Here is a 15,718-nt window from a genome sequence, read left to right as displayed (position 1 = left end):
GTCTACTCCTCGCCCTCGAGCTTTTCGCTCGCCTCGAGCCACGCCATCTCCAGCTCGTCCATGGCAGCGTGAGCCTCGTCGATCTTTGCCTGCTGCTCGCCGAGCGCCGTGTAGTTGGTGGGATCGACTTGGGCCATTGCTGCCTCGGCCTCCTCAACGCGGGTGCGCTGCGTCTCCATCTTGCGCTCGAGCGAACTCACCTCGCGGCGGAGCTTCTGGCGCTCGGCGTTGGACAGGCCGTTGGGCTGACCGCTCGACTTGGGCTTTTCGGCCGCAGCTGCCGCGGCACCGGTGTCGAACGTGCCGGTCTTGGCGCTCGGCGCGCCCACGGGCTCGCCCTCGGCGGTAGCGTTGCACAGGCGCAGGTACTGGTCCACGCCACCGGGCATATGCGTCAGGTGGCCGTCGAGCAGCGCCCACTGCTGGTCGGTCACGCGCTCCATCAAAAAGCGGTCGTGCGTCACCAGGATCAGCGTGCCGGGCCAGCCGTCCAGCAGGTCCTCGACAATCGCGAGCATGTCGGTATCCAGGTCGTTGCCCGGCTCGTCCAGGATGAGCACGTTGGGCTCGTCCAGAATCGTCAGCAACAGCGACAGGCGACGGCGCTGGCCGCCCGAAAGATCGCCGATGCGGCTCCAGAGCTGCTGCGTCGTAAAGCCCAGACGCTCGCAGAGCTTCTCGGGCGAAGTCTCCTTGCCGTCGATGACGTAGTACTTCTTATAGTTGCCGAGCACCTCGCGGATCGTGTCGCCCATGTAGGGCTTGAGCTCCTCGAGCTGCTGCGACAGCACGCCAAAGCGCACTGTCTGGCCAATCTTCACGCGGCCGCGCGTGGGTTCAATCTTGCCCTGGATCACGTCGAGCAGCGTCGACTTACCGGCGCCGTTCTCGCCCAAAAGGCCATAGCGGTCGCCCGCACCAATGAGCCAGGTCACATCGGTGAGCACCTGCTTGGGCGCGCCGTCGGTATCGGCATAGCCGGCATCCACGTCGACCACATCGATAACCTGCTTGCCCAAGCGGCTCACGGCCAAGCGCTTGAGCTCCAGCTCGTCACGCACGGGCGGCACGTCGGCGATCAGCTCACGAGCGGCATCCACGCGAAACTTGGGCTTGGTGGAACGAGCCTGGGCACCGCGGCTCAGCCACGCGAGCTCCTTGCGCGCCATGTTGCGACGGCGCTCCTCGGTAACCGCGGCCATACGGTCGCGCTCTACGCGCTGCAGGATGTAGGCCGAATAGCCGCCCTCGAAGGGATCGACCTGGCCGTCGTGGACCTCCCACATGCTGGTGCAGACCTCGTCCAAGAACCAGCGGTCGTGCGTGACCACGAGCATGGCGCCCTGACCGCGCTGCCAGCGGGCCTTAAGGTGACGCGCGAGCCAGTTGATGGTGCGCATGTCCAGGTGGTTGGTGGGCTCGTCGAGCATGAGCACGTCGTAGTCACCAATCAGCAGGCGCGCGAGGTCCACGCGACGGCGCTGGCCGCCCGAAAGCTCGCCAACCGTGCCCTCCCAGGCCACATCGCTAATAAGACCGGCGAGAATCTGGCGCGTGCGGGGGCTCGACGCCCACTCGTACTCAGGCGCGTCGCCCACAACGGCATGATGCACGGTATCGGTGTCGACAAGCTGGTCCTTTTGGCCGAGCAGACCAATCGTGGTGCCGCGACGGTGCGTCACGCGGCCGTCGTCGGGCTCCAGCGTGCCGGCGAGCACGCTCAGCAGCGTCGACTTGCCGTCGCCGTTTTTGCCGACAATACCAATGCGGTCGCCCTCGCCCACGCCGAGCGTCACGCTATCGAAAATATGCTTGGTGGGAAACTCTAGGCTGACGGAATCGCATCCCAAAAGAATCGCCATATGCCCTGCTCCTTCTTAGAAATTCAACGTTGTCCATGATAGCAGCGAGCCCCACCCCAAACCACCACGAAGGCGCCTGTCCCCTTTGTGGTGGTCGTTTCGGTCGCAGAGCAAAAGGCGGGCCATCTCCCACAAGAGATGACCCGCCTCTCCAATCAGTCCCGCGGCAACCGTGGCCGCCGCGGGCCTCAAGCATGTCCCGGACTAGGAGAACATGCCGATGAGGTAATCATTCAGCCGCTTATCCTTGGGCCGTTGGAAAATCTCGTCGGTCTCGTCGTACTCGACCATATCGCCCATGTAGAAGAACGCCGTGCGGTTGGACACGCGCGACGCCTGCTCCATGTTGTGCGTCACGATGACGATGGCGCGGTCAGCCACGATCGATGACATGAGGTCCTCGATCGCCAGCGTCGAGATGGGGTCGAGCGCCGAGCAGGGCTCGTCGAACAGAATCACGTCGGGGTTGAGCGCCAGCGTGCGCGCGATGCACAGACGCTGCTGCTGACCGCCCGAAAGCGCATAGGCGCTCTTATCGAGCTTGTCTTTGACCTCGTCCCACAGCGCCGCGCCGCGTAAGCTTTCCTCGACCATGCGGTCGAGCTCGTCACAGTCGGTGATGCCGTGGCGCTTGGGCGCAAACGTGATGTTGTCGCGAATGGACTTGCGGAACGGGTTGGGCTGCTGGAACACCATGCCAATGGAACGGCGCAGCTCGTAGGTGTTTTCGGTCTTGGTGTTCACGTTGCGCCCGCGATAGTTGATCTCGCCCTCCACGCGGCAGCCGCGAATCTCGCGATTCATGAGGTTGAGGCTACGCAAGAAGGTCGACTTACCGCAGCCCGAAGGCCCAATGAGCGCCGTGATCTCGCCCTTGTGGAAGTCGAGCGACGTATTGTGCAGTGCATGGTGGTCGCCATAGTACACGTTGACGTCCTTGGTGGAGAGCACGACCTCGTCGCTCACGGCCTTGCCGCTCACGCGCACGCGCTTCTCGCTCTCCCCCACGCTCGACAGGAAGTCCCGGGTGTCGGACGATGCCGCTTCGGTTGCGGGCGTTACATTCATCTCGCTCATTCGGCCGTCATCTTCCTTGCCAGTTGCTTGCCCACAATGCGGGCGATTACGTTAAACAGCAGCACGCAAATCATCAGCAGTGCCGCGGTACCCCAAACGATCTGCTGGGCCTCGGGGCTGCCTTCGCCATAGATCTTGTAGATATGCACGGCGAGCGACTCACCGGGGCGGAACACGTTCCAGGCGCAAGTAGGGCTCGACAGGTTAAGGCTCAAGAAGTTGAGGCGAACCGGCGAGCTCATGCCCGAGGTAAAGAGCAGCGCCGCGGCCTCGCCAAAGACGCGGCCGGCCGAAAGCACGATGCCGGTCACGATAGCGGGCATGGCCTCGGGAATCAGGATGTGCAGCGTGGCCTCCCAGCGGGTGAGGCCCATGGCCAGGCACGCATCGCGCTGGGCCTGCGGCACGTCCTCGAGCGCCTGCTGGATCACGCGCACCAGAATGGGGATATTGAACATGGTGAGCGCGACGGCGCCGGAGATGATGGAGTACTTCCAGCCCAGCTGCACCGAGAACACCAGAAAACCGAACATGCCGACAACGATGGAAGGCAGCGAGGACAGCGTCTCGATGGCGGTGGAGGCAATGTCGCGGACGGGTCCGTCGGGTGCGTACTCAACCAAAAAGACTGCGCCACCCAGGCTGATGGGCACCGAGATGATCAGGGTGATCAGCAGCAGGTAGAACGAGTCGAATAGCTGGTAGAGCACGCCGCCCTGCGTTCCGTTGGCGCGCGACGGCTCCGTGAGAAAGCCCGGCTGGAACAGCGTCGAGATGCCCTCGAACAGGATATAGGCCACCATGGAGACGACGATGAGCATGACGATGGCGACGATCGCCGTCAACACGCCCGTGGCGAAGCGGTCCTGCTTTTGGACACGCCCGAGCCTCGCCTCGTCGATGTGGATACGCGTGCTAGCCACGAGCCTTCGCCCCCTTGCGGCCGATAAGGTGGATGATCAGGATGAAGATGAGACTCATGCCCATCAGCAGCAGACCGAGCGCCCACAGAACATCGTCCTGGGCCGAGCCCTCGGCATAGACCGCCATGGACGTGGTGAGCGTGGTGGTGATGGTGGACGCCGGCGACAGCAGCGACGTCGGCATGGCCTCGATACCGCCGATAACCATGCGCACGGCGAGCGTCTCGCCAAAGGCGCGGGTCATGCCAAGGATGACCGCGGTCATGAGCGACGGCATGGCAGACTTGAGCACCACGTGCCAGATGGTCTGCCAGCGGGTGTAGCCCAGCGCGAGCGAGCCCTGACGGTAGCTGTCGGGCACGGCACGCAGGCCATCGACCGAAAGCGTGGTCATAGTCGGCAGGATCATGACGGCCAGCACGATGGCGCCGGGCAAGATGCCCAGACCCGTACTCACGTGGAAAACGCTCTTCATAAGGCCGACGACCACGTGAAAGCCAATCAGGCCAAAGACGACCGAGGGAATGCCGGTCAAAAGCTCAATAAGCGGTTGAAAGACCTTGGAGCCAAATTTGGGTTGGATCTCGACCGCAAAGATGGCAGAGCCGATGGCGATGGGCAGCGCGATAAGTGTGGAGAGCACCATGACCGCAAACGAGGTGACGATCAGGGGCAGGGCGCCGGTATAAGGTAGGCCGTTTTCGGCCGTGTTGGCCAGGTCCCACTTGGTGCCGGTAAAGAACTCGACGACCGAGACGCCGTCCTTGAGAAAAGCCGAGAGGCCCTTTTGGGCGACCATAAAGATGAGCGCGGCAACGACAAGCGTCACGAGCGCAACGCACGCACCCGTGACGCCCAGGCCCACGTTCTCAAGGTCGCGTTTTGGCAGCTGTTTTGCCATTGCAAACCTTTCCGGGGGGCGATTATTTATTTAGCGGAGACCTTGCCGCTGGCGTCCTTGACGACCTTCATGGCAGAGACGGGGATAAAGCCCTGCTCCTCGACGAGCTTGCCCTGGACGTCGTCGGAGAGCATGAACTCCAGGAAGGCCTTGGTGGCCTCGTCGGCGTCCTTGGAGCAGTACATGTGCTCGGTAGCCCAGATCTTAAAGGAGTCGTCGGTGACGTTTGCACTCTTGGGCTCCACACCCTCGACCTTGATGGCGTTGAACTTGGAGTCATCGAAGTGCGAGAAGTCCAGGTAGGAGATGGCGTTGTCGGTACTGCCCATCTGAGTCTGGACATCGCCGGACTTGTCGAGCTCGGCGTCGCCCTTAAAGTCGACGGCCTCGTCGCCAAAGACGGCAGCCTCGAAGGTGGCGCGGGTACCGGAACCGGCCTTGCGGTTGAGAACGACGATCTTGGCGTCGTCGCCGCCGACCTCCTTCCAGTTGGTGATCTGGCCGGAGAAGATGCCCTTGAGCTGCTCGAGGGACAGGTCGTCGACCTTCACGTTCTTAGAGACGACGGGACCCATGCCCACGACGGCGACCTCGTGGTCGACGAGGTTCTTGACCTGGTCGGCCTCGAGCTTGGTCTCGGCGAAGACGTCGGAGTTACCGATGGTGACGGTGCCGGCGGCAACAGCGGTCAGACCTTTGCCCGAACCGTTGCCCGAGCCGGAGACGGAGACGTCGGGGTTGGCATCCATGAACTTCTCGGCAGCGGCCTCGACGAGAGCCTGGAACGAGGAGGCACCGTCGTAGGTCACCTCGCCGGAGACGGACTCGGCAGCAGCGGCGCTACCCTTGTCGGCGGCGTCGGATGCGCCTGCGCCGCCGCAGCCAACGAGACCGAGACCGACGATGCTGGCAAGACCACCAGCAAGGCCGAGGAACTGACGACGAGAATAAGCCTGATCGAGCATGATCTTCCTTTCATACATGCGAATCGCGGGCACCCTGCCCGCTTTGCTGTTTGGAAAGATACGGCCTCGATCGGGCAGTGCCCGCGCCAACTGCGGTTTCTTACGGGCTATTGATAGACCCTTACCGCAAGCTCTGCCCAGCCTTTACAAACGGATAACAATCCAGCGCCGAACATGGCGCACCTTTTACACCAGAGCAAAGTAGTCATTGGGGACGTTCTTGTTTGACTAGTCATTTTAGAACGTCCCCAATGACTACCCCAGCAACGCCGATGTTTTGGCGACGACAGCGAAAGCCCGCCAGAGCGAGCAAGGTGCCTTGAAACAAGGTGGCATTGATCTTTTGATCATGCCACCGAAGTTGAAAGGCAGATTGCCGCTCTGGCGGGCTTGTAGCGTCGACTGGTTACGCGGTTTGGTAAAACCGCGTAACTATAGTTCGAGTTCGTTCAAGCGCAGGATTGCCACGATGTAAATCTTGAGCGCTTGCTTAAGCTGTTCTTCGTTGGCGCACTCGTTGGGGCCGTGCATCTGGCCGCCCCATGCGGGCAGCTCCAGGCCGGTCTCCTCGGGGCCAAACGATACGGCGCGGGCAAAGTTGCGCGCGTACGTGCCGCCGCCCATGGCAAAGGGCTCGGCATGCTTGCCCGTAAACTCGTTATAGGTATCGATAAGCGCCTTCACGGCCGGATCGTCGGCAGACACCGAGAACGGCACCTTTGCACGACCCACACGACACGTCACGTCAAAGCGGCCCACGAGCGGCTCGAGCTGCTCGCAGATGGTATCGGCACTGGTGCTATCGGGGAAGCGCACGTCGATGACCTGCTCAATGTAGCCATCCACCACGTGGATGACGCTGGGGTTGCAGGTGAGCGGGCCAAACGCCGGACTCGTCGCATCGATACCCAGGCCGCGGCCATAGGCATCCGCATGCACAAAGGCCAGGAACTTGACAAACTCGTGCTCGGCAGGCGTCAGCAGGCGCTCGTCGCGCGCACCAAACGCGTCCTCGGCCTCACGCAGATACGCCACGATCAGGCCGACGGCATTGATCGTTCCCTCGGGCATCGAGGCATGACCGCCAATGCCGTGGGCGAAAATCTGCGCATGCCCGTTATCGAGTGCGGTGATCTCCAGGCGGTCGGCATTCTCAGCGGGTGCCGGCAGCTCATCGGCGGCAATCGCAAGCTCGCAGATAGACTGCGACGGAATGGCGTTGCTCGCCTCGGCACCGCTCCACGATACGATGCGTCCGCCGTCGATCTTGGGACTCACAAACGTCGCCCCAAACTGGCCCTTCTCGGCATTGCAGACCGGGAACTCGGCATCGGGCGTAAACAGAAACTCGGGGTTCGCGTGGTTCTCCAGATAATGGTGAACGTCGGACATGCCCACTTCCTCATCGCAGCCCAGCAGCGCACGGAAGGTATAGCGCGGCACAATGCCGTGCTTGAGCAGGTACGCGCCGGCGTAGAGCGACAGCACCGCCGGGCCCTTGTCGTCGATCACGCCGCGGCCGAGCAGCCAGCCCTCGCGACGCTCCATCGCAAACGGGTCGGTATTCCAGCCGGGGCCGGCGGGAACCACGTCCACGTGGCAGATAGTCGCGAGCTGCTTGTCGCCGCGGCCCGGGATATCGGCGATTCCCGCATAGCCCTCGTCGTCGCTCGTCTGATAGCCGAGCTTCTGCGCGATGCCGAGCGCGCAATCGAGCGCGTCACGGACCGGGCGGCCAAACGGCACACCGGGCTCCGCATCGGCAGAAACTGCCACGGAAGGATAGCTCACCAGCTGCTCGATATCAGCGACGACATCCTCCCAGACCTCGTCGACATACTCAGCGACGCTCTGCTCCACCTGATTCATGGACGACCTCCTTACCAATGAGCGACGGGTACGCCCGCCCCTCACATTACGTCTATTAGATAGCGAAAAGTTTAGCAAGCTCGGCCACCGAGTGCACCACCGCATCGGCACCCGCCGCCTCGTGCTCGCCCGGCGCCGCCGCGCCTGAATAGATGCCGATGCACGGCACGCCCATCGCGTGCGCGCCCTCGACGTCGTTAAAGCGATCGCCGATCATCACGGCATCGTCCGCCGTCGCGCTGAGCGCCGTCAGAGCATCGCGAACCGAATCGGCCTTGGTCTCGCGCCCCTGCGGAGGGTTCATGCCGACAACCGCCTCAAACTGCGAAAGCCCCAGCTCGCCCACCATGTCAATGCACTTTGCCTCCATGCGTGACGTCGCCACGGCCAAGCGATGCCCCTGTGCGACAAGGCCATCGAGCAGCTCGGGGATTCCATCGAACACGGGATACTCTTCCGGTCCCAGCTCATCAAAAAAGGCACGGTACTCATCAGCCACCACAAGCGACTCCTCGCGGGAAAAGCCATAAAAGTCGTGAAAGCTCTTCCACAGGGGCGGCCCGATCATGCGGCGCAGGTCACCCATCTGCGCCTCCGAAAACCCGCGCGCGGCCAACGCCTTGCGCGTCGAGGTCATCACCGCCCGACCCGTATAGGCCACCGTGCCGTCAAAATCGAACAACACAATCGGCCGCTCGCATAGCTGTAATGCCGCCATCGGCATCCCTCTTCCCCAGTTGATGATTTCCACACCGTCACTTCAAACTGTTGACTATTCAACAATTGAACCTAGCAATGTAGAGCAACTCAACTATACTTGTCGCACTTTGCTCTAAGAAGGCGGCGCGCAAGCGCCCCAACGAAAGGTGCAATAATGTCTTTTGCCATCATAACCGACTCCACGTCGGACATCTCCCCCGCCCGCGCTCAAGAACTCGGCATTTACGTGATTCCGCTGCATGTGATTATCGAGGGCGAGGACCTGCTCGACCAGGTACAGATTACCGCCCAGGAGTACGTCGCGCGCATGGCCGGCTCCGAGCAGCTGCCGCACACCTCGCAGCCGAGTGCCGGCGAGTTCAAGGCACTCTTTGACCGCGTGCGTGCTGACGGCCACGACAGCGCGATCTTTATCTCGCTGTGCAGCGAATGGTCCGCCTGCTATTCCAACGCATGCCTGGTCGCCGAGACCCACGAGCTCGACGTGCGCTGCATCGATTCGCGCACTGGCTCGGGCGCCGAGGGCCTGCTGGTGGAGTACGCGCGGGCCATGCGCGAAGATGGCCGCAGCCTGGACGAGACCGAGGCGCAGATCCGCGCGACGCTGCCCGACGCCCACCTGCTGCTGATTCCCCGCACGCTCGAGAATCTCGTTAAGAACGGCCGCGCGCCCAAGCTCGCCGGCCAGCTCACGCAAATGCTCAACATTCGCCTGGCCGTTTCGCCGGAGTGGAAATCGGGCGAGATCAAGGCAATCAAAAAGGGCCGCGGCGCCAAGCGCATCGTCGCCAACACCATGGCAGATTGCCTCGCGTTTTTGGACGAGCACCCGGGCTCAAGCGTGCGCGTGCTCACGACCGGCGCCGCCGAGGAGCAGGAACTTGTCAACGAGGCGCTCGCGGGTCAGGACTACGTAGACGCCGGCACCGGCCCCATCGGCTGCACCATCGCCACCCACGTAGGCGTCGACGCCATCGCCATCAGCTACTGCCCCCGCTACCAGCCCATCCACTAGGGGCACCTTTACCTCTTGCGGTGGAATAGGGACTGTTTTTGGCTTATTAGCCGCCAATCAATCCCTATTCCACCACAACTTGGAAATCGGCGATCAGCCCAGCGGACCCTGAAACAGCTCCTGATGAGTGCCCATTCTCACCAGCCTAATCATTGGGTTAGTCTTATGGGGAAGATAAAGAACGACCACATCGACCAAGCCATCGGATAGGTGGAAATCGATGTGGCCGTTGTAGTTTCCGCCCGGGTTTGAGAGCTCGTGGGCGCCATACTCCGCCGGAAGTGACCCATGAGCCACAAGCTCTGCAACCGCCGCTTTAAACTCACTTTTTAGCTGCGGATGCATGCGCATCGTTCGTTTGTAGTCCACCTTAAATTGAGCCTCGACTTTAATCTCGAACATCGCTATTCCTCATCGAGGAATGACATAAGCTCATCAGCGTTATTGAATGACGGGCTATCGTCCGGCAAAATCCCCAACTCATGAGCCTCGGCGATCACCATGGCACGCCTCGTCGCCTCGTTGGGCACCTCCGCCCTTCCTACAATCTCAAAAGGAATCTTTCGCTGATTTACCAGCTGCCGAACGGCAAGATTGAGATAGGAATTGAGGCTGAGGCCGACCGAATCCAAGAACTCAGTCGCCTGCTCCTTGAGCCCCTCTTCGATTCGAACCGTCGTAGGCTTAACTGTTGCTGCAGACATTTGCGACCTCCTCGCCCTCGTCTTTTACACCAGTATACCCAATATAAATGGCAATCTGATGTTAAATAACATCAGATTGCCATGCGTATTCATGTCGCGTGGGCACGATTGATCTACATCAGCCCGCTCAGGGCGATGTCGACGGCTTCGTTGAGGTCGTCGGTGATGTGCACGGGCTCGGGATCGAGCGGGCTGATCATACCGGCGTCCATCACCGGGCCGTTGAGCCAGTCGAACAGGCCCTGCCAGTACTCGCTGCCCACCAGCACGAGCGGCATGCGCTTGACCTTGTGTGTCTGCACCAGCGTGAGCACCTCAAACATTTCGTCGAGCGTACCAAAACCTCCGGGAAACACGATGGCACCCGAGCTGTATTTGACGAACATGGTCTTGCGCACAAAGAAGTAACGGAAGTCCATGCCGAGGTTCACGTATTTATTGAGCCCCTGCTCGTGCGGCAATTCAATGCCCAGGCCAACTGACTTGCCGTTGACACTCGCCGCTCCCCTGTTGGCCGCCTCCATGATGCCGGGACCACCGCCGGTGATAACCGCCACGCCGCGCTGGGCGATTTTGCGCCCGACGGTGCGCGCCGCCTTGTAAAGCGGATCGGTCTTGGGCGTGCGGGCGCTACCGAAGATGGTCACCGCAGGACCAAGCTCGGCAAGCGCGCCGAAGCCATCGACAAACTCGGCCTGAATGCGCAGCACGCGCCACGGATCGGCATGCAACCAGTCGGTCGACTCCTCGGGCGCCAGCAGGTTGGCGTAGGTGTTGTCCTTAGGAATCATGGGACCGCGCATGACCACGGGACCGCGTCGGTACGTCTCGTCGTAGGCAGGCTCGCCCTCGACGTTCTCATTCTTAATCATGGGTACTCCTATCGAGAAAAAGAAAAGCGGGCGGGGTCGACGCCATGCGCCAAACACCCGCCCGAACATCAACTATTCGGTATGGTACCCACGTTGCATCAAGCGCTTGCAAGGCATCGGTCAGCGGTCGCGCAGCCGGCGTCAGCGAATGTGACGAGCAGCTGCCGCTCAACCTTTGCCGTTGCCCACGCTCTGCAAGCGTGCCTGTCGCCCTTAGTAATCCACCGCAGCAGGACTGTTCATCCAGTCGCTCACGAATGCACCGTAACGGCCCTCGATAATGGCCTGGCGGGCACGCTGCATAAGGTTGAGCAGGTAGTAGATGTTGTGCATCGACAGCAGAATGCCGCCGAGCATCTCCTTCTGCGTAACCATGTGGCGAATGAGCGCGCGGCTGTAGCCGCCCGTGCACACCGGGCAGGTGCAGGTGGGATCGATGGGGCCGTCGTCGTGCGCAAAACGCGCGTTGCGGAAGTTGAGGCGACCCTCGCTCGAGAACGCTGTGCCCATGCGGCCGGTGCGCGTCGGCAGCACGCAGTCGAACATGTCGATGCCCACGCCCACACCGCGCACGAGGGTGGTGGGGTTGCCGACGCCCATCAGGTAGCGCGGCTTGTGCTTGGGCATGTACTCGCTTACGAGCGGTGCCAGGGTCTCGAACATGGTCTCGTGGTCCTCGCCCACCGAGTAGCCGCCGATGCCGTAACCGGGGAAGTCGCCGCACTCCTCCAAATGGCGCAGCGAGCGCAGGCGCAGATCTAGGTGCATGCCGCCCTGAACAATGCCAAAGAGCGCCTGGTCGTCGCGGGTATGCGCCTTATAGCAGCGCTCGGCCCACATACTCGACAGCTCAACGGCGCGCTCAACGTAGGCGCGCGTGGCGGGATAGCCCGGGCACTGGTCCAGCTGCATGCAGATGTCGGAGCCGAGTTTCATGGCGATTTCCATGTTGTCCTCGGGCGTCCAGAACACGTGGCGGCCGTCGTAATCGTTGACGATAAAGCGCACGCCCTCATCGGTGAGCTTGACCGCGTCGTTGTGGCTGAACACCTGGAAACCGCCCGAGTCGGTGAGGATAGGACCGTGCCAGTTCATAAACTTGTGCAGGCCGCCCAGCTCGGCGATAGTGTCCTCGCCGGGACGCATGGACAGGTGATAGGTATTGGCAAGCACGATCTGGGCGCCGAGCTGTTTGACGGTCTCGGTAGGAATGCCCTTGACGTTTGCCTTGGTGCCCACGGGCATAAAGATCGGCGTCTCGATGTCGCCGTGCGGGGTGTGCAGCACGCCGGCACGCGCATGCGTCGTCGGGTCCTCGGCGATCAGATCGAATTTAAAAAGGCTCTGGTCCATAAACTGGAACTCCTTGGTTGCGGTTCATACGCAAACCATTATACGGGCAACCAGCAAACCGCACCGACTCGACAGAAACTGATGCATTAAACGACTAGTCGTCGAGGACAATCTTCAGCGCCATCTTGCAAAGGAGTGTCCCAATCTGCCGGCACTTAGGGACTGTCCCCAAGTGCCGGCAAGAGTGTCCCTTATGACTAGTCATTTAAGAACGTCCCCAACGACTACGAGATCATCTCCAACAGCCAAGGCAACGCCGATGCTCTGGCGACGTCAGCGAGCGGTCGCCAGGGCGAACAAATTGGCATGAAAAGAGGGCGGCATAGACCTTCTGGTCATGCCGCCCTCTTTGAATGACAAGTTGTCGCCCTGGTGACCGCGCAGCGTCGAGCCGTTACGCGGTTTGGAAAAACCGCGTAACCCTACGGCCGCTGGCCCATACCACCCTCGAGGGTGACGGTCTCGCCGTTCATGTACTTAAAGTCGGGACCGCAGAGCTGAACGACAACGCGGCCGATTTCCTTCTCGACGTCGCCGTAGTGACCCGCCGGCGGCATGTGGACGTTGGCCTTGAACGCCTCGGGATAGGCATCTTGGAAGTTCTCGAGCGCAGCGGTCCAAGCAAGCGGGCAAACGATATTGACGTTGATGCCGTCCTTGCCCCACTCGTTGGCGGCAACGCGGGTCAGGCCGCGGATGCCCTCCTTGGCGGCAGCATAGCTGCACTGGCCATAGTTGCCAAACAGGCCGGCGCCCGAGGCAAAGTTGACCACGGAGCCCTTGGTCTCCTTCAGGTGCGGATAGGCCTTCTGCATGTACAGATAGGTAGCATACAGACCGGAGTAAATGGCCAGGTTAAACTGGTCCATGGTGTGATCGGCGATGGTCACGCCCGAGGCGCTGGCCTGAGCATTGTTGACGACGGCGTCGATGCGGCCGAACTCCTCAATGGCCTTGTCGATGACGTTCTGGACGACGGCCTCGTTGTCCTGGCCAGCCGAGACATCGGCCTGAACAGGCAGAACCTTGACGCCGTGCTCGGCCTCGAGGGATTCCTTGGCAGCCTCGAGCTTGGCGACGTTGCGGCCGGTGATGACGAGGTTCGCGCCCTCCTTGGCAAATGCGATATCGATGCCGTAGCCGATGGAACCAGCGGAGCCGTCCTTAAGCGTGGCCTTGCCGCCGCCGGTGACGATCACGGTCTTACCAGTGAAAAGTCCCATACAAAGTCCTTTCAAATCGCGACGGGCACGCCCGCCGACTGCGCGTATCCAACTTCACGCGCCAAAAGCTGAGATGCAACTTTAGCGTGTTCAAGCGAAAATAAAAGACCGCGGTAGGCGAACGGCACCACGTCGTTCGGCGAAGGGATTGTCAAGTACAAACTGGATAAAACGGCCGAGTTATTGTTATCAAATCGAGCCATCGAACACGTTTTGAAACTTTGCTGCGGCGCGTGGGATGTCGGCGCGAAACTTTATCATAGGGTGACAAACAACGATGAGGAGCACATGCCTATGACAGACGAGCTGGACCCCCAGACTCAACAGCATATTGATGATTCCGCAGACGTCATCGCAGATACTGACGTTGTAACCTGCGATGGTATCGACATCGACGACCCCATCTTGGACGAAAGCGCTACGGCGGAAACCCCTGCCGCAGAAAACGCCGATGAGCAAAACGACGATGCGCCCGCTCAGGACGACGCCCCTGTACAGGACGACGTCCCGCAAGCAGCGGGCCCCATCGAGGTCTCTTCGGAAGAAGAGCTCGACGCCGTCATGGACTCCATGATGGATGCCGTCAAAGCGATGAAAGACGCCGTGGCCGACGCTGACGTTGACGCCGAGGAAGAGGAGGCTGCCGAGGCGGCCTCGACCTTTGTACCCGGCGAGACTCCGGTTGCCGACCAGGGCAGCACCATGCCCTCGTTTCTGCAGCTCGAGCACCCCACGATTGGCGCCGATGCGGTCGACCCGCACGCAGCAGGCTTTTCTGTGGTCGAGGGCGGCACCGGCAACATCTCCGTGCCGCAGGCTGCCGATGCGGATGCTGCTGACACCGCTCGCCCGACCGCCTCGCACTCCCCTGCCGCGAACCGCGATCTGGGGACCGCTGTCTCGAACACCGCGAACGCTGTGGGCACCTTTATTGCCCAGGGCGCCTCGGCCATGCGCGAGATGAACGCCGCGAAAAAGGCACTTGCCGATGCCCGCGCCCACCTGGCCGAACTTGAGCAGCGCATTGCCGATCAGGCCGAGGAACTCGAGACGCGCCAGGATATCGCAGGCCGCTACGACCAGATCGTCGCCGACCAGCGCCAGGCGATTGCCACGGCCCAAAAGACTGCAGCGGCCGCCGAGATTGACCGTGATGCCCACGCCGCCAAAGCGACAGAGCTCAAGGGTCAGTTCGAACAAATGAAGACAGAGGATGACGCGACTGAGCTCCGCCTGAAGGCCGCGCTCGACGCCGTGGAGGCCCGCGAGGCGAGCTCTCGCGAGACCGGCAACCGCCTCGTTCGACGTCTTGAGGATTCCAAGCGCATCCGCGACAAGGTGAAGGCCGAGCGAGACGCCGGCATTGCCGCCGCACAACAAACCGTCGACGCCACGCGCGCCCAGCTCGAGACGCTGCGTCATGAGTATGCCGAGCTGCAACGCAATCCCTCGGCAAATCCCGCCAACTATACGGTGCGCACCAGCGAGCTCTCGATGCAGATCTCCGACACGGCAGATGCCCTGCGTAAAGCCGAAGAAGATGTCCCGCGCATCACCGCCGACCTTGAGCACTCGCTTGCCGCAGCCGAGCAGGCCGTCGAGCAGGCTCAAGCCCCCATTGCCGAAGCCAAACGCGCGCACCAAGCCGTGACGACTGAGGCTGATGCCGCGCGCGACGAGCTGCAGACGGCGAAGACTGCCGCCGCGACGCGCCAGCGCGAACTGCGCGAGAAGATCGCTGCCGAGGACAAGGCACGCCGCGACCAAGAGCAGAGCATCGCCAACGCCCAAGCAGATGCCGCGCATGCGCAGTCGATTATCGAACAGGCGACCGAGGTACACGACCACCCAGAGATCACTGAGTCGCTTGCAGGGTCCTTGGCCCGAGACAAAGCCGAACACGCCGAGACCGAGCGAGAAGTCGCCCAGCTCGAGGCCACCGAGGACGCGGTGCGCGAGCGTACCCGCGACTCACGCATCAAATTCACCGGCGCCATCGTCTGCATCGTCGCTGCAATCCTGGTGATCATCCTAGTCTGGCTGTTCGCGAGCAAGTAACCACTCCCCAAAGACTACAAGGAGTGTCCCCAGGTGCCGGCACATAAGGAACGTCCCCAAGTACCAACAACGGCGGCGCCGATGCCTTGGCAAAGTCAGACACTATGACCCAATCCGAGGGCACGGAAACGACAGGAGCCCCCGCTCGTGACCGCGGGTCGGGGCTGCGACAATGT

At 61.7% G+C, this 15,718-nt stretch carries 14 protein-coding genes; 2 read left to right on the top strand and 12 right to left on the bottom strand.

Features of this window, described 5'->3' with window-relative positions:
- Window positions 1–2 precede the first annotated feature (2 nt).
- From GPK39_RS03760 to GPK39_RS03730, 7 genes are all read right to left on the bottom strand, one after another.
- Window positions 3–1,862, bottom strand: coding sequence for an ABC-F family ATP-binding cassette domain-containing protein (locus tag GPK39_RS03760; protein WP_215673896.1), 1,860 nt, complete (start codon window positions 1,860–1,862; stop codon window positions 3–5).
- Window positions 1,863–2,066: 204 nt separating this feature from the next.
- Window positions 2,067–2,939 (bottom strand): phosphate ABC transporter ATP-binding protein PstB, encoded by an 873-nt coding sequence (pstB, locus tag GPK39_RS03755; RefSeq protein ID WP_215673894.1) that lies wholly within the window; start codon window positions 2,937–2,939, stop codon window positions 2,067–2,069.
- Complete coding sequence (gene pstA / locus GPK39_RS03750; protein ID WP_215673892.1) at window positions 2,936–3,862, bottom strand: phosphate ABC transporter permease PstA; 927 nt, start codon at window positions 3,860–3,862, stop codon at window positions 2,936–2,938. Before pstA ends, pstB begins: the two co-directional genes overlap by 4 nt.
- Window positions 3,855–4,763, bottom strand: coding sequence for a phosphate ABC transporter permease subunit PstC (gene pstC / locus GPK39_RS03745; protein ID WP_117735919.1), 909 nt, complete (start codon window positions 4,761–4,763; stop codon window positions 3,855–3,857). The genes pstA and pstC overlap by 8 nt, the downstream gene beginning before the upstream one ends.
- A 26-nt stretch (window positions 4,764–4,789) precedes the next feature.
- Window positions 4,790–5,728 (bottom strand): phosphate ABC transporter substrate-binding protein, encoded by a 939-nt coding sequence (locus tag GPK39_RS03740; protein WP_215673890.1) that lies wholly within the window; start codon window positions 5,726–5,728, stop codon window positions 4,790–4,792.
- A gap of 432 nt (window positions 5,729–6,160) precedes the next feature.
- The gene (locus GPK39_RS03735; RefSeq protein WP_215673888.1) at window positions 6,161–7,597 is read right to left on the bottom strand and encodes a M20 family metallopeptidase; all 1,437 of its coding nucleotides are present in this window, start codon (window positions 7,595–7,597) and stop codon (window positions 6,161–6,163) included.
- Between the two features lie 55 nt (window positions 7,598–7,652).
- Complete coding sequence (locus GPK39_RS03730) at window positions 7,653–8,315, bottom strand: HAD hydrolase-like protein (protein ID WP_252204650.1); 663 nt, start codon at window positions 8,313–8,315, stop codon at window positions 7,653–7,655.
- 156 nt (window positions 8,316–8,471) lie between these two features.
- Between GPK39_RS03730 and GPK39_RS03725 the strand changes: the two genes are divergently transcribed.
- On the top strand, window positions 8,472–9,332 hold the full coding sequence (locus GPK39_RS03725) for a DegV family protein (RefSeq protein WP_215673886.1): 861 nt from the start codon (window positions 8,472–8,474) through the stop codon (window positions 9,330–9,332).
- Window positions 9,333–9,425: 93 nt separating this feature from the next.
- Here GPK39_RS03725 and GPK39_RS03720 read toward each other — a convergent pair whose 3' ends face one another.
- From GPK39_RS03720 to GPK39_RS03700, 5 genes are all read right to left on the bottom strand, one after another.
- On the bottom strand, window positions 9,426–9,734 hold the full coding sequence (locus GPK39_RS03720; protein ID WP_035137310.1) for a type II toxin-antitoxin system RelE/ParE family toxin: 309 nt from the start codon (window positions 9,732–9,734) through the stop codon (window positions 9,426–9,428).
- A 2-nt stretch (window positions 9,735–9,736) separates the two neighbouring features.
- Window positions 9,737–10,036, bottom strand: a complete 300-nt coding sequence (locus tag GPK39_RS03715; RefSeq protein ID WP_215673884.1) for a type II toxin-antitoxin system RelB/DinJ family antitoxin — start codon at window positions 10,034–10,036, stop codon at window positions 9,737–9,739.
- A gap of 113 nt (window positions 10,037–10,149) precedes the next feature.
- Window positions 10,150–10,908, bottom strand: coding sequence for an LOG family protein (locus tag GPK39_RS03710; protein ID WP_215673882.1), 759 nt, complete (start codon window positions 10,906–10,908; stop codon window positions 10,150–10,152).
- A 213-nt stretch (window positions 10,909–11,121) separates the two neighbouring features.
- Complete coding sequence (gene tgt, locus GPK39_RS03705; protein ID WP_055285790.1) at window positions 11,122–12,261, bottom strand: tRNA guanosine(34) transglycosylase Tgt; 1,140 nt, start codon at window positions 12,259–12,261, stop codon at window positions 11,122–11,124.
- Window positions 12,262–12,683: 422 nt separating this feature from the next.
- Window positions 12,684–13,484: an SDR family NAD(P)-dependent oxidoreductase gene (locus GPK39_RS03700; RefSeq protein WP_195544915.1), complete on the bottom strand. Its 801-nt coding sequence runs from the start codon at window positions 13,482–13,484 to the stop codon at window positions 12,684–12,686.
- Window positions 13,485–13,778: 294 nt separating this feature from the next.
- On the opposite strand from GPK39_RS03700, the gene GPK39_RS03695 reads away from it, so the two are divergent.
- Window positions 13,779–15,542 (top strand): coiled-coil domain-containing protein, encoded by a 1,764-nt coding sequence (locus tag GPK39_RS03695; protein ID WP_215673880.1) that lies wholly within the window; start codon window positions 13,779–13,781, stop codon window positions 15,540–15,542.
- Window positions 15,543–15,718: the final 176 nt, after the last annotated feature.

The organism is Collinsella aerofaciens (genome assembly GCF_018785245.1).
In the GTDB taxonomy this organism is placed as follows: domain Bacteria; phylum Actinomycetota; class Coriobacteriia; order Coriobacteriales; family Coriobacteriaceae; genus Collinsella; species Collinsella aerofaciens_AD.
The sequence above is the reverse complement of the archived record's forward strand: the minus strand, read 5'-3'. Positions and strand labels throughout refer to the sequence as shown.